Annotated in this window: 21 protein-coding genes; 13 read left to right on the top strand and 8 right to left on the bottom strand. The window is 73.2% G+C overall.

The window, feature by feature from the left end:
- The 5 genes from AB5J51_RS16940 to AB5J51_RS16920 all read left to right on the top strand — a co-directional run bounded on the left by AB5J51_RS16940 (position 1) and on the right by AB5J51_RS16920 (position 5,377).
- Positions 1–843 (top strand): helix-turn-helix domain-containing protein, encoded by an 843-nt coding sequence (locus tag AB5J51_RS16940; RefSeq protein WP_369778008.1) that lies wholly within the window; start codon positions 1–3, stop codon positions 841–843.
- 117 nt (positions 844–960) lie between these two features.
- Positions 961–2,553, top strand: coding sequence for a glutamine-hydrolyzing GMP synthase (guaA, locus tag AB5J51_RS16935; RefSeq protein ID WP_369778006.1), 1,593 nt, complete (start codon positions 961–963; stop codon positions 2,551–2,553).
- 119 nt (positions 2,554–2,672) lie between these two features.
- Positions 2,673–3,440, top strand: a complete 768-nt coding sequence (locus tag AB5J51_RS16930; protein WP_136225831.1) for a class II aldolase/adducin family protein — start codon at positions 2,673–2,675, stop codon at positions 3,438–3,440.
- Between the two features lie 140 nt (positions 3,441–3,580).
- On the top strand, positions 3,581–4,846 hold the full coding sequence (locus tag AB5J51_RS16925; protein WP_199828027.1) for a hypothetical protein: 1,266 nt from the start codon (positions 3,581–3,583) through the stop codon (positions 4,844–4,846).
- An 18-nt stretch (positions 4,847–4,864) separates the two neighbouring features.
- A complete protein-coding gene (locus tag AB5J51_RS16920; RefSeq protein ID WP_369778005.1) occupies positions 4,865–5,377 on the top strand; it encodes a DoxX family membrane protein in 513 nt (170 codons plus the stop codon).
- Here AB5J51_RS16920 and AB5J51_RS16915 read toward each other — a convergent pair.
- Together AB5J51_RS16915 and AB5J51_RS16910 are read right to left on the bottom strand one after the other, a co-directional pair.
- Positions 5,323–5,547 (bottom strand): hypothetical protein, encoded by a 225-nt coding sequence (locus AB5J51_RS16915; protein ID WP_037633556.1) that lies wholly within the window; start codon positions 5,545–5,547, stop codon positions 5,323–5,325. The two genes, AB5J51_RS16920 and AB5J51_RS16915, sit on opposite strands and share 55 nt — an antisense overlap.
- Positions 5,534–6,856 (bottom strand): PspC domain-containing protein, encoded by a 1,323-nt coding sequence (locus tag AB5J51_RS16910; protein ID WP_369778004.1) that lies wholly within the window; start codon positions 6,854–6,856, stop codon positions 5,534–5,536. Before AB5J51_RS16910 ends, AB5J51_RS16915 begins: the two co-directional genes overlap by 14 nt.
- 131 nt (positions 6,857–6,987) lie before the next feature.
- Between AB5J51_RS16910 and AB5J51_RS16905 the strand changes: the two genes are divergently transcribed.
- From AB5J51_RS16905 to AB5J51_RS16895, 3 genes are all read left to right on the top strand, one after another.
- Entirely contained in the window at positions 6,988–8,283 is a 1,296-nt protein-coding gene (locus tag AB5J51_RS16905) for an ATP-binding protein (RefSeq protein WP_053786459.1), read from the top strand.
- Positions 8,280–8,972 carry a LuxR C-terminal-related transcriptional regulator gene (locus tag AB5J51_RS16900; RefSeq protein ID WP_369778003.1) on the top strand — a complete coding sequence of 231 codons (693 nt, stop codon included), beginning with the start codon at positions 8,280–8,282 and terminating at the stop codon, positions 8,970–8,972. Before AB5J51_RS16905 ends, AB5J51_RS16900 begins: the two co-directional genes overlap by 4 nt.
- 107 nt (positions 8,973–9,079) lie before the next feature.
- Positions 9,080–10,192, top strand: coding sequence for an alpha/beta hydrolase (locus AB5J51_RS16895; RefSeq protein WP_369778002.1), 1,113 nt, complete (start codon positions 9,080–9,082; stop codon positions 10,190–10,192).
- A 13-nt stretch (positions 10,193–10,205) separates the two neighbouring features.
- Here AB5J51_RS16895 and AB5J51_RS16890 read toward each other — a convergent pair whose 3' ends face one another.
- Together AB5J51_RS16890 and AB5J51_RS16885 are read right to left on the bottom strand one after the other, a co-directional pair.
- Entirely contained in the window at positions 10,206–11,246 is a 1,041-nt protein-coding gene (locus tag AB5J51_RS16890) for an NlpC/P60 family protein (RefSeq protein WP_369778001.1), read from the bottom strand.
- A 136-nt stretch (positions 11,247–11,382) separates the two neighbouring features.
- Positions 11,383–11,736, bottom strand: a complete 354-nt coding sequence (locus AB5J51_RS16885; protein WP_053786395.1) for a hypothetical protein — start codon at positions 11,734–11,736, stop codon at positions 11,383–11,385.
- Positions 11,737–11,826: 90 nt separating this feature from the next.
- On the opposite strand from AB5J51_RS16885, the gene AB5J51_RS16880 reads away from it, so the two are divergent.
- Positions 11,827–12,174: a helix-turn-helix transcriptional regulator gene (locus tag AB5J51_RS16880; RefSeq protein WP_053786394.1), complete on the top strand. Its 348-nt coding sequence runs from the start codon at positions 11,827–11,829 to the stop codon at positions 12,172–12,174.
- The gene (gene pcrA, locus AB5J51_RS16875) at positions 12,158–14,650 is read left to right on the top strand and encodes a DNA helicase PcrA (protein ID WP_053786393.1); all 2,493 of its coding nucleotides are present in this window, start codon (positions 12,158–12,160) and stop codon (positions 14,648–14,650) included. Before AB5J51_RS16880 ends, pcrA begins: the two co-directional genes overlap by 17 nt.
- 78 nt (positions 14,651–14,728) lie before the next feature.
- Here the strand turns inward: pcrA and AB5J51_RS16870 are convergent, their stop codons facing one another.
- Together AB5J51_RS16870 and AB5J51_RS16865 are read right to left on the bottom strand one after the other, a co-directional pair.
- Entirely contained in the window at positions 14,729–16,297 is a 1,569-nt protein-coding gene (locus AB5J51_RS16870) for a peptidoglycan DD-metalloendopeptidase family protein (protein WP_369778000.1), read from the bottom strand.
- Between the two features lie 221 nt (positions 16,298–16,518).
- Positions 16,519–17,304 carry an esterase/lipase family protein gene (locus AB5J51_RS16865; RefSeq protein WP_369777999.1) on the bottom strand — a complete coding sequence of 262 codons (786 nt, stop codon included), beginning with the start codon at positions 17,302–17,304 and terminating at the stop codon, positions 16,519–16,521.
- 221 nt (positions 17,305–17,525) lie between these two features.
- On the opposite strand from AB5J51_RS16865, the gene AB5J51_RS16860 reads away from it, so the two are divergent.
- Entirely contained in the window at positions 17,526–17,930 is a 405-nt protein-coding gene (locus AB5J51_RS16860) for a cobalamin B12-binding domain-containing protein (RefSeq protein WP_053786390.1), read from the top strand.
- Positions 17,931–17,993: 63 nt separating this feature from the next.
- Here the strand turns inward: AB5J51_RS16860 and AB5J51_RS16855 are convergent, their stop codons facing one another.
- Together AB5J51_RS16855 and AB5J51_RS16850 are read right to left on the bottom strand one after the other, a co-directional pair.
- Positions 17,994–19,613, bottom strand: a complete 1,620-nt coding sequence (locus AB5J51_RS16855; RefSeq protein ID WP_053786389.1) for a DUF5691 domain-containing protein — start codon at positions 19,611–19,613, stop codon at positions 17,994–17,996.
- Positions 19,614–19,802: 189 nt separating this feature from the next.
- Positions 19,803–21,143 (bottom strand): SWIM zinc finger family protein, encoded by a 1,341-nt coding sequence (locus tag AB5J51_RS16850; protein ID WP_369777998.1) that lies wholly within the window; start codon positions 21,141–21,143, stop codon positions 19,803–19,805.
- Positions 21,144–21,277: 134 nt separating this feature from the next.
- Between AB5J51_RS16850 and AB5J51_RS16845 the strand changes: the two genes are divergently transcribed.
- Both AB5J51_RS16845 and AB5J51_RS16840 read left to right on the top strand, forming a co-directional pair.
- Positions 21,278–22,384, top strand: coding sequence for an AAA family ATPase (locus AB5J51_RS16845; RefSeq protein ID WP_136225839.1), 1,107 nt, complete (start codon positions 21,278–21,280; stop codon positions 22,382–22,384).
- A complete protein-coding gene (locus AB5J51_RS16840) occupies positions 22,381–24,642 on the top strand; it encodes a DUF5682 family protein (protein WP_369777997.1) in 2,262 nt (753 codons plus the stop codon). The genes AB5J51_RS16845 and AB5J51_RS16840 overlap by 4 nt, the downstream gene beginning before the upstream one ends.
- Positions 24,643–24,911: the final 269 nt, after the last annotated feature.

Genomic DNA, 24,911 nt, shown 5'->3' with positions numbered 1-24,911 from the left:
GTGAGCACAGACTTCCAGGCGGCGCGCGCCGCCCTCGGCGCCAGGCTCCGGGACCTGCGGGTCTCGGCGCCCGGCGGTCGGCTCACCGGGACACAGCTCGCCGACCGGCTCGGCTGGGTGCACTCCAAGGTGTACAAGCTGGAGAACGGCCGACAGACGGCGACCGCCGAGGACCTGCGGGCATGGGCCGAGGCGACGGGGCAGCCCGGAGCAACCGAGGAGCTGCACGCGCGCCTCGGTGGTCTCGAATCCCACGTCCGCTCCTGGCGTCGGCAGCTGGCGTCCGGGCATCGGCCGGTGCAGGACGCGATCACCGCCGAGCACGCCCGCACCACCACCTTGCGCGTGTGGGAGAACTGCCTCGTCGCGGGCATGCTCCAGACCCCCGACTACGCGCGTGCCGTTTTCACCCGGCACGCCGATCTCATGCAGTCGCCCCGGGACACCGAGGATGCGGTGCGGGAGCGCGTGCGCCGTCAGGAGGCGCTCTACGACTCGGGCAAGCGGCACCAGATCATGATGTGGGAGGGCGCGTTGCGCGCCCTCGTCTGTCCGCCGCCGGTGCTCGCGGCACAGCTCGACCGGCTGCTCAGCGTCATCGGCCTGGACACGGTGGAGCTGGGTATCGTCCCCTTCACCGCCCCCTTGAAGATCCATCCGGCAAACGGGTTCTGGATTTACGACGAGCGGCTGGTGATCGTGGAGGACTGGCACGCCGAACTGTGGATCGACGATGCGGGCAGCATCGCGACCTACCTCCGGGTCTGGAACACCCTGCGGGAATCCGCCGTCTACGGCGCCGAGGCTCAGCGGGTCATCGGGGAGGCGCGGCGGGCGCTGTGACGGCTGGGTTGCGGGGCGTCACGGTGACGTGGGCCTCGGATGGTGCGACAAACCGGCGGCCTGCGCCACCGGTAGAATCGACAAAACAGCCACCCTCTTCCGCCGGAAGGCCGCCCCGTGCCAGAAGCACCCTCCGCCGCCCACGACAGCGCCCCGGACACGGTTCTCGTCGTCGACTTCGGCGCCCAGTACGCCCAGCTCATCGCCCGCCGCGTCCGCGAGGCACGGGTCTACAGCGAGATCGTGCCCAGCACGATGCCCGTGGCCGAGATGCTGGCCAAGAACCCCAAGGCGATCATCCTCTCCGGCGGCCCGTCCTCCGTGTACGAGGAGGGTGCCCCGCGTCTGGACGAGGCCCGCGCCCTGTTCGAGTCCGGGGTCCCGGTCTTCGGCATGTGCTACGGCTTCCAGCTGATGGCGACCACCCTCGGCGGCACCGTCGACAACACCGGCGCCCGCGAGTACGGCCGTACGCCGCTCGCCGTCTCCAAGGCCGGCTCGACGCTGTTCGAGGGCACCCCCGTGAACCAGTCGGTGTGGATGTCGCACGGCGACGCCTGCTCCGCCGCCCCCGAGGGCTTCACCGTCACCGCGTCGACGAACGTCGTCCCGGTCGCGGCCTTCGAGAACGACGAGAAGAAGCTGTACGGCGTGCAGTACCACCCCGAGGTGATGCACTCCACGCACGGCCAGCAGGTCCTCGAGCACTTCCTCTACCGCGGCGCCGGCCTCGAGCCCACCTGGACCACCGGCAACATCGTCGAGGAGCAGATCGCGGCCATCCGCGAGCAGGTCGGCGACAAGCGCGCCATCTGCGGCCTCTCCGGCGGCGTGGACTCCGCGGTCGCCGCTGCCCTCGTCCAGAAGGCCATCGGCTCCCAGCTGACCTGCGTGTACGTCGACCACGGCCTGATGCGCAAGGGCGAGACCGAGCAGGTCGAGAAGGACTTCGTCGCCGCCACCGGCGTGCAGCTGAAGGTCGTCGACGCGCAGGAGCGCTTCCTGAGCGCGCTCGCCGGCGTCTCCGACCCGGAGACCAAGCGGAAGATCATCGGTCGCGAGTTCATCCGCGTCTTCGAGCAGGCCCAGCTGGAGATCCTCCAGGAGGAGGGCCCCGCGGTCGCCTTCCTCGTCCAGGGCACCCTGTACCCCGACGTCGTCGAGTCCGGCGGCGGCACCGGCACCGCGAACATCAAGTCCCACCACAACGTGGGCGGCCTCCCCGACGACATCGAGTTCGAGCTCGTCGAGCCGCTGCGCCAGCTGTTCAAGGACGAGGTCCGGATGGTCGGCCAGGAGCTCGGCCTGCCCGACGAGATCGTCCAGCGCCAGCCCTTCCCGGGCCCCGGCCTCGGCATCCGCATCGTCGGCGAGGTCACCAAGGACCGCCTGGACCTGCTCCGCGAGGCCGACGCCATCGCCCGCCACGAGCTGACCGCGGCCGGCCTGGACCGCGAGATCTGGCAGTGCCCGGTCGTCCTGCTCGCGGACGTCCGCAGCGTCGGCGTCCAGGGCGACGGCCGCACCTACGGCCACCCGATCGTGCTGCGCCCCGTCTCCTCCGAGGACGCGATGACCGCGGACTGGACGCGCATGCCGTACGAGGTGCTCGCGCGCATCTCCACCCGCATCACCAACGAGGTGCCGGACGTGAACCGCGTCGTCCTCGACTGCACCAGCAAGCCCCCGGGCACCATCGAGTGGGAGTAGTCCCCACCCGTCGTACGCAGCCGGAGCCGCCGTTCCCCAGGGGAGCGGCGGCTCCGCCGCATGTATGGCCACTTGGCGCGGCCGCCGGTACCTTGCGCGGCGAGCCGAAGGAGGGGGCCATGCCGGATCAGCCCGCACCCGTACCCGCGCCCGTCCCCGTGGACCGGCTGCGGTTCGCGCTGCCGCCCGTCCACGCCGACGCGGCCGAGGAGCGCGCGTACCGCAAGGAGCGGCTGGCCGGGGCGCTGCGGCTGTTCGGGCGGTTCGGGTACGAGGAGGGGGTCGCCGGTCATGCCAGCGCGCGGGACCCGGAGTTCGAGGACTGCTACTGGGTGAACCCCTTCGGGCAGGCCCTGTCCGCACTCACCGCCGACGACCTGCTCCTCGTCGACGGGGACGGGCGCGTGCGGCAGGGGGAGCGGCGGGTCAACGAGCTGGCGTTCGCGGTGCACGCGGCCGTGCACCGGGCCCGCCCCGAGGCGGTCGCCGTGGTGCACACGCACGCCCCGTACGGCAGGGCGCTGGCCGCGCTCGGGGACCTGCTCGCCCCGATCAGCGAGGAGGCCTGCGCCTTCTACGAGGACCACGCACTCCTGGACGGGTTCGCCGGGCCGGAGGACTCGGGGAGGATCGCCCGCGCCCTGGGCCCGTACAAGGCGCTGGTCCTGCGCAACCGCGGGCTGCTGACGGTCGGCGCCTCGGTGGACGCGGCGGCCTGGTGGTTCGTCGCGGCGGAGCGCGCGGCGCAGGTGCAGCTGATCGCGCGGGCCGCCGGGAAGCCGGTGCCGATCGACCACCGCAGCGCGCTCGCGGCGCGGGAGCGGTTCGGCACGGATCTCGCCGCCTGGGTCAGCTACCAGCCCCTCTGGCAGACCGTCGCCCCGTGACGCGGGACTGGGCCGGGCGGGTGACGTCAACATCATGAACGGTTAATCACCTGCTCTGACATCGTGCGCAATCCGGAGCACTGCCGCAGTGGTGCACAATTCGCTGGCATTGCACCGTAGTTCAGAGAGGCGGCACGCACGTGGCTCTCCAAGAGATGTCCCGAAGCACCCACGGCGGCACCTGCACCTGCGACGACTGCCCGCACGGCGCGCAGGAGGGGCACCGGCGCGCGGTCGCCGCGTTCACGGAGAAGAGGGACGAGTTCGCCGCGGGCCAGGGCCTGCCGGCGGCGGTGGCCCGGTCCGCCGGGGCGTCCCGGCAGTGGGTCTCCGACGAACTGACCCTGTCGGCCCGTACGGTCGCCGACCGGGGCCGGGAGGCCGGCTACTCCTGGCTGTACCTGTTCTCCCGGCGGGCCGTGCTCGCCGTGTGGATCGCCGCCGGAGTGCTGCTGCTGGTACAGGTCGGCACCGCGCTCGGCACCGGCTGGTCCACGGCGCGTACCGCCGGGCTGCTCGCGGCGGTGGTCCTGGCCGGGCTGCTCACGGTCGCCGCCCGTGCCCAGTCGCTGCGCGGCGGGCTGCTCGCCCCGCTGGTCGGGGAGGACAACCGGCTGTCCACCTCGAAGGCGGTGCCGAGCGCGTGGGTGGTGCTGACGGCGTTCGCCGCGCTGCTGCCCGCGCTGCGGCTGGCGGCCTCCTCGCCCGGGCCCGAGCGGCAGGCGCTGTACGCGGGGCTGGCGCTGGGGCGGGCGCTGCCGCTGCTGGCGGTGGTCGCGCTGACCTCCGCCGTGGCGGTGCTGGTGCGCCGGGTGGTCACCGTAAGGATCATGGGCCAGCGGATGCAGAAGCTGCCGGCGGACCGGCCGCGCGGGGCGGACCTGCTGACGGACGACGCGGGCCGCGGGAGCTTCCCGGACGCCCAGTACGTGCTGGTCTCCACGGTGGTGCTGGCCTTCGCGGCGGTGTCGATGGCCCGGTTCCCGGACCGGCTGCCGCGGCTGCCGTGGGCGCTGGCCATGCTGGTGGCCCTGTCGGCGGCGGTGTACCTGGCGGCGAAGTACGCGGAGGTGACCCGTCCGCTGATCCTGTCGGTGGTCCGCAGACGGGAGCCGGGCGATCTCGACGCGGCCGTCCGGCCGGGCGATGACATCGAGATCCGCGGCGTGGGCTTCGTACCGCCGGGGGCGCAGACGCCGGAGATGCTGGCCCGGCTGGTCGTACGGATCGGGGCGGTGCACGTGCACGTGCCGCTGGTGCCGGTCGCGGGCGGGTTCACCAACCCCTCGGACTCGGTCCTGACGGTGCCGGTCCCGGCGGAAGTGGAACCCGGGCGCATCGAGGTCCAGGTGGTCACGGCCGCCGGAGTGGAATCCAACCGCTGCACCGTCGACGTGGCCGAGTGAACGGGGTACACATGGGGCGTGACCCGAACTGATGTCCCTTCCGCCGATACTTCCGGCCCTTCCGGACTGCGGGAACAGGCCGCCCGGTACGCCCTGCTGCCGCTGCGGATCTTCCTCGGCGTGACCTTCGTCTACGCGGGCCTGGACAAGCTGACCGACTCCGCGTTCCTGTCCGCTTCCGGCCCAGGCTCCATCGGCGAGCAGATGCACGGCGTGCGCGACACCTCCGCGATCCCCGCCCTGGTCGACTGGGCCCTGCTCTCGCCCGTCGGCTTCGCCGTGGTGCTCGCCATCGGGGAACTCCTGGTGGGCCTCGGCGTCCTGGCCGGCCTGCTGACCCGGATCGCGGCCACCGGCGGAGCGCTGATCTCGCTCAGCCTGTGGCTCACGGTGTCCTGGCAGGTGTCCCCCTACTACTACGGCAACGACCTGATCTACCTGATGGCCTGGATCCCGATGATCCTGGCCGGTGCGCCCTACCTGTCGCTGGACTCGGTGATCCGGTCGCGCCGGTCCCGGCGTACGGCGTAGGTCACCGTCCCGACCAGCGCGGCCAGGCAGAGCCCGCCCATCGTCATCGGGATGACCAGGAACCAGGGCAGGTCGGCCTCGCCGGTCGCGTCGAGCAGGTACAGCACGCCCGCGGCCACCAGGACCAGGCCGGCGAGCAGCCGTCCGGGCTGGAACTCATGACGCCGCACGGGCCACCTCCACCTGTCCCACACCCGCGTTGAGGTGCAGCTCGATCGTTCCCCCGGCCTCGGTGCCGGCGGGCGGCTTCAGGGTCGCCTGCTGCGTTTCGCCGCCGCTCTTGATGCGTACGTCCTGACCGGTCTCCCCGGGCATGTGGATGTCGCCCAGCCTGACCGAGACGTCGGCCTGCGCGGTGACCTCGCGGGGCACGATCACCTTGAGCCGGCCCGCCCTCGCGGTGGCGCGTACGGACAGGGTGGTGCCCTTCGGCACGTCCAGCCGGCTCAGGTCCAGCGTGGCCAGCCCGGTGCCCGCCGTGTAGACGGGCTGGACGTCGGCCACCGCGGCGGGCCGCCATTCCACGGCCTTCCAGTCGGTGCCGATCTCGCGGGGCAGCGCGGAGGCCCCGGCGAGCAGCCCCGCGGTGATCATCGCGAGCAGGACCGTGCCGAAGCCGGTGCGGCCCTTGACCGAACTGACCGCGAGGCCGAGACCGAAGACCGCAAGGGCCGAGGCGAGCCCGATCTGCAGCGCGTGCGAGAGGGTGCTGCCCTGCCAGACCGAGGCGGTGGCGGCGCCCCCGGCCAGCAGGGCCAGGACGAACACCCGCCCCCCGATGCCGCCGCGCGGGACCCGCGGGGCGGCGGCCCGCTCGGGCGCCGCCGCGTCCGTGCCGCCCGCGGTGGCCGGCACGGCGCCCGCCTCGGCGGAGTCGTCCGGGCCCCACAGGTATCCGGTGGCCCCGACGGGGCCCGTGGTGCCGTCCTTGACCAGCGGGTCCCGCCACCAGGAGGGGGCGCCGGGCACGGGCGGAGCCTGGGTCTCCGGCGGGCCCGGGCGGTGGGCCGCCTGGGGCTCCGCCTCGGGGGCTGCGGCGGCGCGGCGGCGCTGCGACCAGTACGAGGCCCCGCCGAGGGCCAGGATGACCAGCACGGAGAACACGGCCAGTCCGCCGTTGTCCAGCATCGACAGGAACAGCGCGCAGCCGACCAGGGCCGCGAACACCGCGGCCAGGGTGGCGCCCTCGACCCGGCCCGTCAGCAGCTTCTTCGCCTCGCTGTCGTCCTCGCCCTCCACCGGCAGCAGCAGCCAGGCGAAGCCGTAGAAGATCAGGCCGACGCCGCCGGTGACCGCGAGGACGCCCAGGACGATCCGGAAGATCGCCGGGTCCAGGTCGAAGTACCGGCCGAGGCCGCCGCACACGCCCGCGAGGACCTTGTCGCGCTTGCTGCGGCGCAGGGGCGGCCGGTCGGCTGCGCCCGGCGGCGGTGCCGCGCCGGCAGCGGCCGGCGACGGCGGGGAGTCGTGCTTGGTCATGGATCCATGGTGACCGGCCGCCGCGCCCCGCGGCACCGGGCCCGACCCTGGCACAACCCTGATATCCCCCCTACAGAACTGGGGGGACGCCCTGATGCCACGCGTGCCGCGCGCGTGTGACCATCGGGAACATGCCCGTCTCCGCCGCCCCCCGCCCGCCGCACGCAGCAGAACCCGACGAACCGCCGCAGCGCAAGCTCTACCGCAGCGCCGACGGCCGGATGCTCGGCGGTGTCGCGCGCGGTCTCGCCGGGCACCTCGGGCTGCCCGTCGTCTGGGTCCGGCTCGCCTTCCTCGGCCTGTTCATGTGGGGCGACGGGCTGGGCGTGCTGCTCTACGCCGCGTTCTGGGTCTTCGTACCGCTGGGCGTCGGCGGGCGCACCGGCCACCGCTCCTTCTTCGAGACGCTCCCCGACGGCAGCCGGCGCCTGCGCAAGCCCGACAAGGGACAGATCACCGCGCTCATCGCCCTGTGCATCGGCGCCGGGATCTTCATATCGAAGGTCCAGGTCGGGGGCGCGTCCGGGCGTTACGTCTGGCCGACGCTGCTGGTCGGCGCCGGTGTGGTCCTCGTATGGCGGCAGGCCGACAACGCCCGCCGCGCCCACTGGGGCGCCGCCGGCGGGCGCAACGCCCGCCTCCTGCAGGTGGCCCGCGGGTTCGCCGGGGTCGCACTGGTCGGCGTGGGCCTGACCGTCTTCATCGTCGTACGCGGCTCCGCGGCGCAGCTCGGCAACGTCCTGACCGCAGCGCTCGCCGTCCTCGTCGGCATCGCCCTGCTCGCCGGGCCCTGGCTGATCCGGATGACCCAGGACCTCTCCGAGGAGCGCCTGATGCGCATCCGGGCCCAGGAGCGCGCCGAGGTCGCCGCCCACGTGCACGACTCGGTGCTGCACACGCTCACCCTGATCCAGCGCAACGCGGAGGACGTGGGCGAGGTGCGGCGGCTCGCCCGCGCCCAGGAGCGGGAGCTGCGGAACTGGCTGTACAAGCCGGAGGGCACCGGCAAGGACGAGGCCGAGGAGCCGGCCACCCTCGCGGAGGCCGTCAAGAAGACGGCCGCCGAGGTGGAGGACCACCACGGCGTCCCCATCGAGGTGGTGGTGGTCGGCGACTGCCCGCTGGACGAGAAGCTCGCCGCACAGATCCAGGCCGCGCGCGAGGCGATGGTCAACGCCGCCAAGTACGGTGGCGAGGGAGGGCCGGTGCAGGTGTACGCCGAGGTGGAGGGGCTGACGGTGTTCGTGTCCGTACGGGACCGCGGACCGGGCTTCGACATCGACGCGGTACCGGACGACCGCATGGGCGTACGAGAATCGATCATCGGCCGGATGCAGCGCAACGGCGGGACCGCACGGCTGCGGTCCGCGCCCGACGGCGGCACGGAAGTCGAGCTGGAGATGGAGAGGGCGGCGAACGCAGCATGACCGAAGAGACCGGCAGCGGGGGAGTGGCCAAGAACGTTCGGGTGGTGCTCGTCGACGACCACCGGATGTTCCGTACGGGCGTGCAGGCCGAGATCGGCGAGACCGCCCGGACCGGCGTCGAGGTCGTCGGCGAGGCGGCCGACGTCGACCAGGCCGTCACCGTCATCACCGCCACCCGGCCCGAGGTGGTCCTGCTCGACGTGCACCTGCCCGGCGGCGGCGGGGCCGAGGTGCTGCGGCGCTGCGCCCCGCTGATGTCGGCGGCCGAGGACCCGGTGCGGTTCCTGGCCCTGTCGGTGTCGGACGCCGCCGAGGACGTCATCGGGGTCATCCGGGGCGGTGCGCGCGGGTACGTCACCAAGACCATCACCGGGACCGACCTGGTGGACTCGATCTTCCGGGTGCAGGAGGGGGACGCGGTGTTCTCGCCGCGGCTCGCGGGCTTCGTGCTCGACGCCTTCGCCTCGACGGACGCGCCGCCGGTCGACGAGGACCTGGACCGCCTCACGCAGCGCGAGCGCGAGGTGCTGCGGCTGATCGCGCGCGGGTACGCGTACAAGGAGATCGCCAAGCAGCTCTTCATCTCGGTGAAGACGGTGGAATCGCACGTCTCGGCGGTGCTCAGGAAGCTCCAGCTGTCCAACCGGCACGAGCTGACCCGCTGGGCGACGGCGCGCCGCCTGGTCTGAGCACGTGCGGGTCCGCGCGCGTGTGACCCACGCCGCCGCGCGTGTGACCCACGCCGCAGGGGGCGCGGGCAACCGCGCGGTGTCACGCGGCCCTCTTGGGTGGCGTGATGAGCTTGACCGGGATCCCCCTCTTCGCGACGGCGATCGTCCTCACGGCGATCGCCGTCGTCCTGCCGCTGGCCGTGTGGAGCAAGGTGCGCGGCCCCGCCGTCGTACGTGTGTCGACCCGCGCCCTGATGGTGCTGTTCGCCCAGGTCACCGCCGTTGCGCTGGTGTTCATCGCGGTGAACCGGCAGGAGACCTTCTACAACTCCTGGAGCGATCTGCTCGGCACCGGCAAGTACGTCACCGCCGCCCCCGACCTGGGCCCGGACGGGCTCGGCGGGAAGAAGGCCACGGAGGTCAAGGCGGAGCCGAAGATGCTCCAGGAGTTCCAGCCGGTCGACGGCCTCGGCGGCCGGGTCAAGAAGACCGAGCTCAACGGCAAGATCTCCGGGGTCAAGGGCGAGGTCATGGTCTGGCTCCCGCCGCAGTACGACGACCCGGCGTTCAAGAACAAGAAGTTCCCCGTGGTCGAGCTGATCCCGGGCATACCGGGGACGGGCAAGTCCTGGTTCCAGGGGCTCAAGGCGCACGAGGTGCTGGAGCCGCTGATGAAGAGCGGCAAGGTGCAGCCGTTCATCCTGGTCTCGCCGCGCGCCATGCTGCTGGGCAACGGCGACACCGGCTGCGCGAACATCCCCGGCAAGGTCAACGCGGACAGCTGGTTCAGCGTCGACGTCCGCAAGATGGTCGTCGACAACTTCCGGGCGTCGGACGAGGCCCGCACCTGGGGCGTCGCCGGGTACTCGGCGGGCGCGTACTGCGCCGCCAAGCTGGGCATCCTCCACCCCGACCGGTACAGCGCGGCCGTCTCCCTGTCCGGCTACAACGACCCGGGCCAGGAGCCCACCTCGCTGGTCGCCCAGGACCCGGAGATGCGGCGCACCCACAACCTGAAGGCCCTGCTCAAGGCCGCGCCCGCGCCGCCGGCCGTCGCGCTGTGGATGTCGGGGGCCGAGCAGGACGGCTACCTGTCCGGCACGGACCTCAAGGCCATCGCGCAGAACCCGACCACGGTGCACGCGGAGAAGGTGGTCGGCGGCCACAACCTCGACTCGTGGTCGAAGCAGATCCCGCAGACCTTCGGCTGGCTGAGCACGCAGGTCAAGGCGCCGTAGGCCGGCGCCGGCCCTACGCCGGGCGGGAGGCGCCCGCCCAGGGCATGGAGTCGACCGGGGCCACGCGGACCGTCGAGCCGGGGCGGGGGGCGTGGATCATCTGGCCGTCGCCGATGTACAGGCCGACGTGGGTGACCCCGGAGTAGAAGAAGACCAGGTCGCCGGGGGCCAGCTGGTCGCGCGAGACGCGCTGCCCGGCGTTGATCTGGGTGTACGTGGTGCGGGGCAGGGAGACCCCGGCCGAGCGCCAGGCCGCCTGGGTCAGCCCGGAGCAGTCGAAGGAGCCCGGTCCCGTCGCGCCCCAGACGTACGGCTTGCCGATCGCCCCGTACGCGAACGCCACCGCGCGCGCGGCGCGCGTACCGTCCGCAGGCGCCGGGGGTGTCGTGGCGCGCGGACCGGCCGGGGCCGCGCCGGCCGACTGAGCCTCGTACGCGGCCCGCTCCTCGGCGGTGAGCTTGGCCAGCAGCCGCTTGGCGGCGGCGAGCTTGCCCTCGACGGTGGCCTTGTACCCGGCGAGCTCGCCCTCGCGGGCGCGCAGGTCGGCGAGCCGGCCGGCGGCCTGGTCCCTGAGCTCGCCGACCTCGTCGAGCCGACGCCGTACGGAGGAGACCTCGGCGGCACTGCGGTCGCCGGTCCGGGTGAGGAACGAGGCCCGGTCGAGGTACTCCTGCGGGTCCGCGGCGAGGGCCAGCTGCATGGCGGGTCCCAGGCCGCCGCTGCGGTACTGGCCGGCGGCCAGGGAGCCGAGAGCCCTGCGGGCCGTGTTGAGCCGGTCGGTCTTGCGGGCGGTCTCGTCGCGCAGCGCGTCGAGCGCGTGCTGGGCCTCGTCGGCCTTCTCCTTCGCCCCGTTGTACCGCTCGGTCGCCGCCTCGGCCTCCTCGTAGAGCCGGTCCACCTCGGCCTTCACCAGGGAGGGCGTCTGCTGGGGGTCGGCCTGCGAGGTGCCTTCGAAGGCGGTGGCGGTGGCAGCGCCCGCGAGGGCGAGCGTGGCGGCGGTGCGTACGGTGCCGCGGGAGAGCGGGCGCTGCCTGGGCTTTCGGTGACTGGCCACGAGGGCCTCACGTCCTTCCTCGCTCGGGAGCTCGGTGCTTGGAGGAGGACGCTAGACCTGCAGGTAACGGTCGGATGACGAGATGATCGCAAGTGCTCTGACGTGACCCGACGTGACCGGATGTGGCGCTTGCGGATCAGCGCCAGAGGACGGCGATGAAGATATTGACCACGGTCAGTCCGCCGACCGCACCGAACAGCGCCTTGTCCACCCGCTCCTCGTCCCGCTTCACGTAGACGAGGGCGAGGATCACGAAGAGGACGGCGAGCTTCACGCCGATCTTGATGTTGTTGACGTGGCCGCCGTCCATCTCGCGGAAGCCGACCAGCAGGACGCCCGTGACGAGCATCGTCAGCGCGCCGTGCAGCATCGCGGGCACGAAGCGGGCGGTGCCGGCGCTCATCGCCTTCATCTGGGTCAGGAAGCCGCCCAGGAGGGAGGCGATACCGATGATGTGCAGGCCCACGAAGACATTGATGAGTACGTCCATGGCGCCGAGCGTACGGGGGCTCCCGGCCGGCCCCGGAGGCGGGTCGGCCCGCCCGGGAGGGGCCGTACGAGATCTGCGTACAGTGGCGGCATGCCTGCCGCCGCCGAGCCGACCCACCCCCGCGTCGAGGACCTCGACCTGGCCGGGGTGCTCGCGGCCCTCGGGCATCCCGCCCGCCTCGAGATCGTGCGCAAGCTCGCCTCCGGCGAGGAGATGTCCTGCGGCGAGGTGGTGCCCGACCTGCCCAGGTCCAGCGTCACGCACCACCTCAAGACGCTCCGCGAGGGCGGGGTGATCCGCCGGCGCCCGCAGGGCCGCAGGCTCTACCTCACGCTGCGCAGGGACGACCTAGAGCTGCGTTTCCCCGGTCTGCTGGAACTCGTACTGGCGTGTCGGTCCCGCCCTCTAGACTCGGAAAGCGATGAGCAGCCTCTTTGACGACAGTTTCCTGGCGGACCTCACCCCCTCCGACGAGGTCCCTCCGCCGCCCGAGGAGCACGCCGCCCCGGAGCCGGGAGCGGACGATCTCTTCGGGGGCCGCTTCGATGCGCCCATGAGCGGGGACGCGTACTACCGGGACGGCTCCCCGAAGCCCGTCATCGACCCCGCGACCCTCCTGCACGGTCTGAACGAGCAGCAGGCCGCGGCCGTCGTGCACGCCGGCTCCCCGCTGCTCATCGTGGCCGGCGCCGGCTCCGGCAAGACCCGGGTGCTGACCCACCGCATCGGCCACCTCCTGGCCGCGCGGAACGTCCACCCGGGCCAGATCCTGGCGATCACCTTCACCAACAAGGCCGCCGGCGAGATGAAGGAGCGCGTCGAGGGCCTGGTCGGCCCGCGCGCCAACGCCATGTGGGTGTCCACCTTCCACAGCGCGTGCGTGCGCATCCTGCGCCGCGAGTCGAAGCGGCTCGGCTTCACCTCGTCGTTCTCGATCTACGACGCGGCCGACTCGAAGCGCCTGATGGCGCTGGTCTGCCGTGACCTGGACCTGGACCCGAAGAAGTTCCCGCCCAAGGCCTTCAACGCCAAGATCTCGAACCTCAAGAACGAGCTCATCGACGAGGACGCCTTCGCCGGCCAGGCCGCCGACGGCTTCGAGAAGACGCTCGCCCAGGCGTACGCGATGTACCAGGGGCGGCTGCGCGAGGCCAACGCGCTCGACTTCGACGACATCATCATGACCACGGTGCACCTGCTCCAGGCGTTCCCGGACGTCGCCGAGCACTACCGGCGGCGCTTCCGGCACGTCCTGGTGGACGAGTACCAGGACACCAACCACGCCCAGTACACGCTGGTGCGCGAGCTCGTCGGCACCGGTTACCCGGACCTGCCGCCGGCCGAGCTGTGCGTGGTGGGTGACGCCGACCAGTCGATCTACGCCTTCCGCGGTGCGACCATCCGCAACATCCTCCAGTTCGAGGAGGACTACAAGGACGCGACGACGATCCTGCTGGAGCAGAACTACCGCTCCACGCAGACGATCCTCTCCGCCGCCAACGCGGTCATCGAGCGCAACGAGAACCGCCGCGCCAAGAACCTGTGGACCGAGGCCGGCTCCGGAGCCGTCATCACCGGCTACGTCGCGGACACCGAGCACGACGAGGCGCAGTTCGTCGCCGACGAGATCGACCGGCTGACGGACGCGGGCGACGCCAAGGCGGGCGACGTGGCGATCTTCTACCGGACGAACGCGCAGTCACGCGTGTTCGAGGAGATCTTCATCCGCGTCGGACTCCCGTACAAGGTCGTCGGCGGCGTCCGCTTCTACGAGCGCAAGGAGGTCCGGGACGTCCTCGCGTACCTGCGCGTCCTGGCGAACCCGGAGGACAACGTCCCGCTGCGCCGGATCCTGAACGTGCCGAAGCGCGGTATCGGCGAGCGCGCCGAAGCGATGATCGACGCGCTCGCGATGCGCGAGAAGATCACCTTCCCGCAGGCGCTGCGGCGCGTGGACGAGGCGTTCGGCATGGCCGCGCGCTCGACCAACGCGGTGAAGCGGTTCAACGTGCTGATGGAGGAGCTCCGCACGATCGTCGACTCGGGCGCGGGCCCGGCGGTGGTCCTGGAAGCGGTGCTGGAGCGTACGGGCTACCTCGCCGAGCTGCAGGCCTCGACCGACCCGCAGGACGAGACGCGCATCGAGAACCTCCAGGAACTCGCGGCCGTGGCCCTGGAGTTCGAGCAGGCCCGAGGGGAAGACAACCCGGGCACGCTCGCGGAGTTCCTGGAGCAGGTCGCGCTCGTCGCCGACTCCGACCAGATCCCGGACGAGGACGAGGACGGCTCGGGCGTCATCACGCTGATGACCCTGCACACCGCCAAGGGCCTCGAGTTCCCGGTGGTCTTCCTGACCGGCATGGAGGACGGGGTCTTCCCGCACATGCGGGCGCTGGGCCAGACCAAGGAGCTGGAGGAGGAGCGCCGCCTCGCGTACGTCGGCATCACGCGGGCGCGCGAGCGGCTGTACCTGACCCGCTCCAGCATGCGCAGCGCGTGGGGCACCCCCTCGTACAACCCGCCGTCGCGGTTCCTCGAGGAGATCCCGGCGGAGTACCTGCAGTGGAAGCGCACGGGCGCCGCGCAGAAGCCGGCCGGCCCGATGCGGAGTTCGGGCTCGGGATACGGCTCGTCCGGCTCGGGGGGCGGGAAGGCCACGTTCGGCACCTCGCCGGAGGCGTTCCTGTCCTCGTCGCGCACGAAGTCGGGGCCGTCCGGGTTCGCGACGCGCCGGGCCGCCGACAAGCCTGTCATCGCGCTGGCCGTCGGGGACCGGGTCACGCACGATCAGTTCGGGCTGGGCACGGTCATGGAGGTCCGGGGCGCCGGCGCGGACGCGCAGGCCACGGTCGACTTCGGGGACGACAAGCCGAAGCGCCTGCTGCTGCGCTACGCGCCGGTGCAGAAGCTGTAACGGGGAGGCGGGGGCCGGGGGATCGATGGTTCCCCGGCCTGTCGGCCTGTCGGTCGCCCTGTCGGTCGGCCTATCGACTCAGGTCGGGTCCAGGCCGTGGCTGCGGAGCCAGGGCAGGGGGTCGATCGCCGAGCCGCCGCCCGGCCGTACCTCGAAGTGGAGGTGCGGGCCGGTGGAGTTGCCGGAGTTGCCCGAGTAGGCGATGACGTCGCCCGCCTTGACCTTGCCGGACCGGATCTTGGTGCTGCTGAGGTGGCAGTACCAGGTCTCGGTGCCGTCGGGCGAGGTCACTATGGCCATGTTGCCGTAGGCGCTGTTCCACTGGGTGCGCACGGTGCCGTCGGTGGCGGCCATGACCGGGGTGCCGTAGGAGACCGGGAAGTCGATGCCGGTGTGCACGGACATCCACATGCCGCCGGCCTGGCCGAAGCTGGCGCTGAGGCCGTGCTGTTCGACCGGGATCGCGAACTTGGGGCGGGCCGCCTCCTTGGCCGCCTCCTCCTCCGCCTTCTTCTTCTTTTCCTCTTCCTGGCGCTGGCGCAGGTCGATGCGCTCCTGCGTGCGGCTCGCGCGGTCCGCGAAGTCGCCCGCGTCGGCGCTGAGCGCCGTCAGCTGGGTGTCGAGCTTGCTGTTCGCCGCAACGGGCTTCACCGAGGCCGGGTCGGGCGCGGCCATCGTGGTGGTGTCGTCGGCGGGCTTGTCCGCGGCGGTGAGTCCGCCGACGGAGGCGGCCGCGACACCGGCGACGCCCATCACGCAGGCGGAGGGCACGGCCACGGTCAGCAGGGCGGAACGCTTCGCCGGGCTGCGGCGCCGGCTGTTGCCGCCGCTTCCGGACGGGGAAGCGGACGTGGACGCCGACTTGGTCTTCGCGCCCGCGCGGCGCGAACCGCGCGGAACGGGCGCGGCGGCCGGGGTGACCGGCATGGCCTGGGTGGGCAGGTCGTGCACCGGGGCGGCCGCGAGGTCGGAATCGAGATCGAGATCGAGCCCGAAGTCGTGGTCGTGGCCGCCGTGGTCGAGGCCGTGGTCCGGGTCGGGGCCTTCGTTGCCGATGACCTCGAAGACGGCGGTCTCGCTGTAGACGTCGGCGGCGGGGGCGGTCGGCGTCTCGTATGCGTAAGCCGCGTCCTGGTGCTGCTGCTGCGGCTGCGCCTCGTGCTGCTGCTGGTACTCGTACTGGTAGTCGTACGAGAAGGTCTGGGTCTGCTGCTCGTGCTGCGGGACGGTGTTCCAGGCGGTGGCGTCGTACGCGCCGGTCTCGGTGCCCGTGGTGCCGTAACCCGGCATCGCCCACTGCCCGGTCTGCGCGGCCTGCCCGGTCTGCTCGTAGCCGAAGGCGGTGGCCTGGTAGTCCGTGCTGGCGGTCGGCTGGTTCCAGGCGTTCGCATCCCACTGTCCGGTGCCGGCGTCCTCGGTGGCGCCGCCCTGGGCGGGGATGGTCGACAGGTAGCTGCCGTCCTGCGGGTAACTGCCCTGGACGGACCAGGCGGTGGAGTCGTACGCACCGGTCTCGTAGGAGGCGTAGTCGTACCCCTGGCCCTGCGTTTCGTAGGAAACGTAGGCCGAGTCACCAGCGAAAGTGGTGTCGGAAAGGCCGTCGTACCCGGAATCGGGGTACAGGCCCGACGAGGGGCGGTCGTTCACCAACTTCTCTTTCGCCTCGGCAGTGGGGGCCTGGGTGGCCAGGGAACTCGGGGTTCCCTGGGGAGAGCAGTGGCGTGACTGTACCCGGCGGTTACTGGCAACGACAATCTTCGAGGGGTCCCGAGCTTTCCGGAACCGGGCATTCGGCCGCCTTTCGGTCGCGGCAAGGCCGAGCCTTGGCCTTGAGTTCGAAATCCGTTCGAGTCCGGGTGGGTTGGTGTTCACGCGACGGAAGCGGCGTCTCCCAGGCTTTCGACGGCGGCCGGACCGGGCCCGTCGAGTGTGCGCCGGACCGCCGCCGTCACGGCGGGATGGGCGGCCAGGGCGAGGTGTCCGATGCCGGTGACCTGCACGTTCTCCACGAGGAGATCCGGATGTTCGATGCAGGCGGTCTCGGTCGGATCCATCAGCTCGTCGAACTCGCTCCAGAACGCGACGCATCGGGTCCGGCAGCCGGGCGCGGGCGCCCGCAGTTCGGCCATGACCTCGGAATCAGGGCGCATCTGCCGGACCAGCGGGTGGGCGTCCATGAAAGGAGCGATCCGCGTACCGGAATGCGGGGTGCCGAGCGTGACGAGCATGCGGACGCGGGCGTCGCCGCCGAGGCACTGGACGTAGTACCGCCCGACCAGCCCGCCCAGACTGTGCCCGACCAGGTCCACCTGATCCCGTCCCGTGCGCTCGCACAGCTCCTCGACGCGCCGGGCGAGGTGGCGGGCGGTGACGCGCAGGTCGCGCGTGAAGGGGGAGTAGTTGTACGTCTCCACCTGCCGCCGTCCGCCCGCGGCGAGGGTGCGGCGCAGCAGGACGAAGACGGACCGGTTGTCGGTGAACCCGTGCAGCAGGAGCGCGGGCGTCTGCCCGAGGTGTTTTCTGCCGGTTCCGGCGGGCTTCTCCTGGAGTATCCCGGTCGGGTAGAGGAGCAGGTGGCCGCCGAGGACCACCGCCTCCAGCACGCCGGCGCGCAGCGCGGCACCGGACACGGGTACGGGTATGGACACCCCCACGACGGCCCCCCTCAGCCTTGTGGGACTGCGCCTCTCGGGGCTGCGGCAGGCCGCGCCACCGTGCCGTGCGGCTGTCGGTACGGTGGCGCGGCGCCCCCGGTGCGGCTCCCCTGGCGGTGAATCAACGCCGTCCCACGTGTGATTTCCCCCTCGTGGTTGACCGTGAAACGGGGGTGTGCGCGATGCTGTACTTAACGTTCGTTCACTCGGGAGGCAGTGCGATGGGTGTGACCGGTCCGATCCGTGTGGTGGTGGCCAAGCCGGGTCTCGACGGCCACGACCGCGGGGCCAAGGTGATCGCGCGTGCGCTGCGGGACGCGGGCATGGAGGTCATCTACACCGGCCTCCACCAGACCCCCGAGCAGATCGTGGACACCGCCATCCAGGAGGACGCCGACGCGATCGGCCTCTCGATCCTCTCCGGCGCCCACAACACGCTGTTCGCGCGCGTCCTCGAACTCCTCAAGGAGCGCGACGCGGAGGACATCAAGGTCTTCGGCGGCGGCATCATCCCGGACGACGACATCGCCCCCCTGAAGGAAAAGGGCGTGGCCGAAATCTTCACCCCGGGCGCAACGACGACGGCGATCGTGGACTGGGTCCGCGCCAACGTCCGTACCGCGTAGCCCGCCGGGCCACCGCTGCGCGGATCCGACGCTGCGCAGCGGACCCTCGGGGCGTCCTGCGGGTCAGGGTCCCGGGGCCAGCTCCGCAAGCATCGTGGCGCGCAGGCGCAGCGTGGCGACCAGGCGCTGGAAGGCCTCCGACCAGTACGCCGCCGCGCCCGGGGACGTGTCCGGCGGGCCGTCCGACGCCGTCGTCAGGGACTCCAGGTGGTCGGCCGCCGCGGGATCCAGGCAGCGCTCCGCCAAGCCCATCACCCCGCTGAAGCTCCACGGGTAGCTGCCCGCCTCCCTGGCGGCGTCCAGCGCGTCCACCACGGCCCGGCCCAGCGTCCCCGCCCACGGCACCATGCACACGCCGAGGAGCTGGAAGGCCTCCGAGAGGCCGTGGGCCCGTATGAACTCCGCGACCCACTCCGCCCGTTCCCCCTCCGGCAGGATCGACAGCAGCTTCGCCCGCTCCGCGAGCGACGCCGTGCCGGGGGCCGTCGCGGGCGGCGCCGACGCCGCGCCGAGCAGGGCCTTCGACCAGTGCGGATCACGCTGGCGCACCGCCGCCCGGCACCACGCCGCATGCAGCTCCTCCCGCCAGCTCTCGCCCTCGGCCACCGGCAGCGCCACGATCTCCGCCGGGCCGAGCCCGCCGAACCGCTCCCGCCAGCAGGACAGCGGCGCCGCCTCCACCAGCTGGCCCAGCCACCAGGCCCGCTCCCCGCGCCCGGCCGGCGGCCGTGCGACCACCCCGTCCCGGAGCATCCCCGCATCGCACTCGGCCGGCGGAGTCACCCCCTGCGGCCCCACGCAGGCCAGCGCCCGCTCCGCCATCCGCCCGGCCAGCGCGGACTCCGGCAGCGCGGACAGCAGCTCGGCTGCCGTCGCCCGGACGTTGCGGCTCCGGTCGCCCAGGGCCGCCTCCAGGAACGGCTCGTCCGCCGCCGTGAGCCCCACCCGCAGCGAATCGAGGAACATCAGCCGGTCCTCGGCCCGTTCCGTGGCCCAGGTCGTCGACAGCAGCCGCGTCGCCGCCGCCGCCTCATGTGCCCGTACGGTCCCCAGCAGGGCCACGCGCTCCGCGAACAGCCCCTCCTGCCAGAGCCGTTCCACCCCGGTCCGGTCCTCGGGGCCGGGCAGTTCCCCGGCGCCGCCCGCCCCGCCGCGCAGGGCGAACCGCCAGTCGGGGTTCAGCCGGGCCAGCCACAGCCCCCGCGCCCCGGCCAGGGCCAGCGCCTGCGGGCGCAGGTCCGTACGGGCGCGGGCCGCCTCCAGCAGGGCCGGCACCAGCGCGTGCGGCGCCCGGTAGCCGTGCCGCCCGGCGGCGGCCAGCCACTGCGGCAGCAGCTCCGTCAGATCCGGGGCCGCCCCGCGCCGCCCGCCCCCGCTGCCCGCGCCGGTCCGCCCGGCCAGCAGCTGGGCGAGCCGCCGCCGGGCCGGCTCCGGCGGAGCCGGGCGCGGATCCCGCGGCGCGGGATCGGGCCGCGGACCCGCCTCGGCGGGCCGCAGCCCGGCCCGGCGCCGTACGGTCTGGACGGCCGCCGCATCGAGCAGCGCCGCCGGATTTCCCTGCCGCCGACCGGTCCCCAGCAGCGCGGCCCCGACCAGCTCCTCCCACTCCCCGTAACCCGCGTCCGCGGTCGTGCCCGTAGTCGTAGTCGTAGTCGTGCCCGTGGTCGTCCCCGTCGTGGTCACCGCGCCCCTCCCTCTCGTCGTGCAGTGCTCCGGTCCCGCCCCCTCCGCGGGACCGGAGCAGCTTTCGTACCCCGTCTCGCGACCCTTCAGCTTGCGTGGTTGTCGTTCACAAAAGCCCCCCGGCTTCATCGTTCATGCACGTCAGCGCCCCCGCGCCAACGTTCCCTCCCTACAAGGGCCTGCGGCCCTTCACCCCAAAGCGACCGGTTCCGGGCAGCCCGGATGCCACGCCGTCAATGGAGTGAATCCGCGGTGTCCGCATTCGCCGAACACCGTGACCGGGCCGCCGCCCGAGAGCGCGGCCAGCTGCCACAGCCCGGACCGCGATCCGCCGCCGGGGAGTGCGACCGGCAGCGCGGAGTCGCCCTCCGCGTCCGCCAGCTGCCAGCCCAGTTCCCCCGGTATCGGGATCACCGCACCCAGCACCACCGGCCACGAGTCGAGCCACGGGTCTTCCCGCAGCGCCGCTCCGTACGCCTCCAGTGCCTCCCCCGTACCGACCCCGGCCGGGATCCGATCGCACGGCGCGGCCGCCGCGGCCCTCTCCCCGAGATCCGCCCGCAGCCCCGCCGAACCGGGCCGGAAGCGAGCCTCCGCCTCCAGCACCAGCCCCACGGGCAGTGCCAGCCCCGGAGGCCGCCCGGGCGGACCGAAGTCCAGGACCAGGGCCGGGCGCCCGCTCCCCAGCCCGCGCAGCCAAGTCCGCCGGGTGGTGAGCCGGCCGTCCGGCGACACCGAGTCGTACTGGGACAGCACCAGCCAGCGGTCCCGTACGACCTCCCCCTCCGCGGCGGTACCCCCGAGCCCCACCCTGCTCCGGACCGTCGCGGCGAGCGGCTCCGGCAGACCTGCCAACCCGAGCCAACCCCGGTTCAGCAGGTGCAGCAGCGCGCCCTCCTCCAGCATCCGGGCGGGCCATCCGGGACCGCAACTGGGTATCGTCCCCAACTCCCGGACCCGGGCCGCCAGTCCGGGTGCCTGGGCGTCGACCATCCGGGCGGCCGTCTCCTCCCAGGGCGCGTACCCCGCCTGCTGCTGGCCGGCCAGGCCATCGCGCAGCACGTCCTCGAGCCGCTGCTCCAGCTCGCCGACGCCCGCAGTGATCCGGGCCGCCCTCCGTTCGGCCCGGCGCTTCGCCGCCTCCTCGTCCACCGGTCTGCCCGCCGCGGCCGCGGGACGCTCGGACTTCGCCACCCGCTCGGCCAGCCACCCGGCGGCCCAGTCCGGCGCCTCGCCGGGCTCGCCGAACCCCTCCGCCGCCCAGAGCAGCAGCAGCCCGAGCGCGTGCTTGCACGGGAACTTCCGGCTCGGACAGGAGCACTTGTACGCGGGCCCCCTCAGGTCCACGACCGTCCGGTACGGCGTGCTGCCGCTGCCCTTGCACAACCCCCACACCGAACCAGAAGCGGAATCTCCGGTCTGTGACCACGGACCCGCCCCGCCCAGCCTGGCCCCCGCCTTGCGTGATGCTTCGTCAGGAGCCAGGGCCAGTACCTGTTCCGCCGTCCAGCGGACCGCCTGCTCAGTCATGTGTCCCACCGTAGAGACCCCCACTGACAATCGCCCTGACCTGCAACGACGTTGTGGACGAGGGGCGTTGTCAGTGGTGTGGTGCACGGTTGTTCCAGCAGTCGGGAGCGGCTGCCGAGCATTGGAGGGGGAGCATGACCATGCCCGGGAACGGCAAGGGCGCCGAGGCGCTGCGACCGCACGCCGAAGACGCCTTCGCGGAAGAACTGAAAGCCCTCGCGGCCACCGACGACCGGCCCCGCCCGACGCGCTGGAAGCTCTCCCCGTGGGCCGTCGCGACGTACCTCCTCGGCGGCACCCTCGAGGACGGCACGGTCATCACGCCCAAGTACGTCGGCCCGCGCCGCATCGTGGAGGTCGCCGTCACCACCCTCGCCACGGACCGCGCCCTGCTCCTGCTCGGCGTCCCCGGCACCGCCAAGACATGGGTGTCCGAGCACCTGGCCGCCGCCGTCAGCGGAGACTCCACCCTCCTCGTCCAGGGCACCGCCGGCACCCCCGAGGAGGCGATCCGGTACGGCTGGAACTACGCCCGCCTCCTCGCCCACGGGCCCAGCCGCGAAGCCCTCGTGCCGAGCCCGGTCATGCGGGCCATGGCCGAGGGCATGACCGCCCGCGTCGAGGAGCTCACGCGCATCCCGGCCGACGTCCAGGACACCCTCATCACCGTCCTGTCGGAGAAGACGCTGCCCATCCCGGAGCTCGGCCAGGAGGTGCAGGCCGTGCGCGGCTTCAACCTCATCGCCACCGCCAACGACCGTGACCGCGGGGTCAACGAGCTCTCCAGCGCGCTGCGCCGCCGCTTCAACACCGTCGTGCTGCCGCTGCCCGCCACCGCCGAGGCCGAGGTGGACATCGTCGCCCGCCGCGTCGACCAGATGGGCCGCGCCCTCGACCTGCCGGCCGTGCCCGAGGGACTGGAGGAGATCCGCCGCGTCGTCACCGTCTTCCGCGAACTGCGGGACGGGGTCACCGGCGACGGCCGTACGAAGGTGAAGTCGCCGAGCGGCACCCTGTCCACCGCGGAGGCCATATCGGTCGTCACCGGCGGCCTGGCCCTGGCGGCCCACTTCGGGGACGGAGTCCTGCGCCCGTCCGACGTGGCCGCCGGGATCCTCGGCGCCGTCGTCCGGGACCCGGCCGCCGACAAGATCGTCTGGCAGGAGTACCTCGAGGCCGTGGTGCGCGAGCGGGACGGCTGGAAGGACTTCTACCGCGCCTGCCGGGAGGTGACGGCATGAACGGTGCGAGCAGCCCGGCCGCGGGGCGGCGGGGGCCGCTGCTGCTGGGCGTACGGCACCACGGCCCCGGCTCGGCCCGCGCGGTGCGGGCCGCCCTCGAGGCGGCCCGCCCGGCGGCCGTGCTGATCGAGGGCCCGCCGGAGGGGGACGCGCTGCTGGCGCTGGCCGCCGACCCGGGGATGCGGCCGCCCGTCGCCCTACTCGCGCACGCCGCCGACGATCCGGGCAGGGCTGCGTTCTGGCCGCTGGCCGCGTTCTCGCCGGAGTGGGTCGCCATCCGCTGGGCGCAGGAGCAGGAGGTACCGGTTCCGGTGCGGTTCATCGACCTCCCGGCCGCGCACACGCTGGCGGCGGAGAGCGGAACCGACCCGGACGGGGGCGAGTCCGTACGACCGGATCCCCTGGCGGTGCTCGCCGAGACCGCCGGGTACGACGACCCCGAGCGCTGGTGGGAGGACGTGGTCGAGCACCGGGGCGCCGGCCGGGCGGACCCCCTTGCCGCGTTCGAGGCCCTCGGGGAGGCGATGGGGGCGCTGCGCGAGGCGTACGGGGACGGCGGCCACGCGCGGGACCTGGTGCGCGAGGCGTATATGCGGCAGCGGATGCGGGCCGCCCGCCGGGAGTTCGGGGATGCGTACGCCGTGGTGTGCGGGGCCTGGCACGTACCGGCGCTGCGCGCGAAGACCACGGCCGCCGCGGACAAGGCACTGCTCACCGGGCTGCCCAAGGTCAAGGTGGAGACCACCTGGGTGCCCTGGAGCCACCGGCGGCTCGCCCGGGCCGGCGGGTACGGCGCGGGCATCACCTCGCCCGGCTGGTACGCCCACCTCTTCGCGGCCCGGGACCGGCCCATTGAGCGGTGGCTGACCAAGGTCGCCGGGCTGCTGCGGGAGGAGGACCGGCAGGTCTCCTCGGCGCACGTCATCGAGGCGGTCCGGCTGGCGGGGACGCTGGCCGCGGTGCGGGGGCGGCCGGTGGCCGGGCTGACGGAGACCCTCGAGGCGGTGCGGGCGGTGATGTGCGACGGCTCCGAGATACCGCTCGCGCTCGTCGAGGACCGCCTGGTCGTCGGCGACGTGCTCGGTGAAGTCCCGGACGGCGCGCCCGTCGTACCGCTGCAGCGGGACCTGACCCGGCAGCAGCGCTCGCTGCGGCTCAAGGCCGAGGCGCAGGAGCGTGACCTGGAGCTCGACCTGCGCAAGGACACCGACGCGGCCAAGTCGCTGCTGCTGCACCGGCTGCGGCTGCTCGGCATCGACTGGGGCACGCCGGCCGCCTCGCGCGGGAGCACGGGGACGTTCCGCGAGACGTGGCGGCTGCGGTGGGAGCCGGAGCTGTCGGTGCGGGTCGCCGAGGCCGGGATCTGGGGCACCACCGTCGTGGCGGCCGCCACCGCCAAGGCCGAGGCGGATGCGGCGGGGGCGGCGGAGCTCGGCGAGGTGACGGCGCTGGCCGAGCGGTGCCTGCTCGCCGGGCTGTCCGAGGCGCTGCCCGCCGTACTGCGGGCCCTCGCGGACCGGGCCGCGCTGGACACCGACGTGGCGCGGCTGGCCAAGGCCCTGCCGGCGCTGGCCCGTTCACTTCGGTACGGGGACGTACGGGGGACGGACGCGGCGGCGCTGGGCACGGTCGCGGGCGGGCTCGCGGAACGGATATGCGTGGCGTTGCCGGCCGCGTGCGCGGCGGGTCTGGACGCGGATGCGGCGGCCGAACTGCGGGGGCACGTGGACGGGGTCCACGGCGCGATCGGGCTCCTGGAGGCGGACGGCCTGTGGGATCGCTGGTCGGCGGTGCTGCGGGCGCTGGCCGGGCGGGACACGGTGCCGGGGGCGATCCGCGGGCGGGCGGCCAGGCTGCTCCTGGACGACGGGCGGCTGCCGGCGGAGGAGACGGCGCGGCTGATGGGGCTCGCGCTGTCCCCGGCGGCGTCGCCGGCGGACGCGGCGGGCTGGATCGACGGCTTCGCGGGGGGCGGGGGCACGCTGCTCGTCCACGACGAGCGGCTGCTGGGGCTGATCGACGCGTGGCTGACGGCGGTGCCGGAGCGGGCCTTCACCGACGTACTGCCCCTCCTCCGAAGGACGTTCGGGTCGTACGACCCGGCCGTCAAGCGAACGCTGGGGGAGCTGATCCGCCGCGGCCCGTCGGCGAGGGCCGCGCCGTCCCAGGCCCCCGAGGGCTTCGCCCCCACCCTGGACCCCGCCCGGGCGAACGCAGTGCTCCCCGTCCTCAGCCTCCTCCTCCCGACCCCGGGATGACCAAACTCTCCGGGCCCGGCCCCCACGCCTCAATCGCCGGCGGGGCTGGAAGTGCCGGAGGGGCTGAGCAGTGGCAGCTGGGCCGGATGTGGCCGGGTGGTCCGGGAGCGGCTTCAGCCTCGGCGGCGATCGAGGCGCGGGTCCGGGCGGAGCCGGGGAACGGGGGGAAGGGCGGGGCGGGGACGGCTCCGCGCAGCGGGGACAGGACAAGCGGCATCGGTACGCGCCGAGGGCAGGACAAGCGGCCTCGGCGCGGGCCGGGTGCAGGA

It is taken from the genome of Streptomyces sp. R33, assembly GCF_041200175.1.
Taxonomy (GTDB): domain Bacteria; phylum Actinomycetota; class Actinomycetes; order Streptomycetales; family Streptomycetaceae; genus Streptomyces; species Streptomyces katrae_B.
The sequence above is the reverse complement of the archived record's forward strand: the minus strand, read 5'-3'. Positions and strand labels throughout refer to the sequence as shown.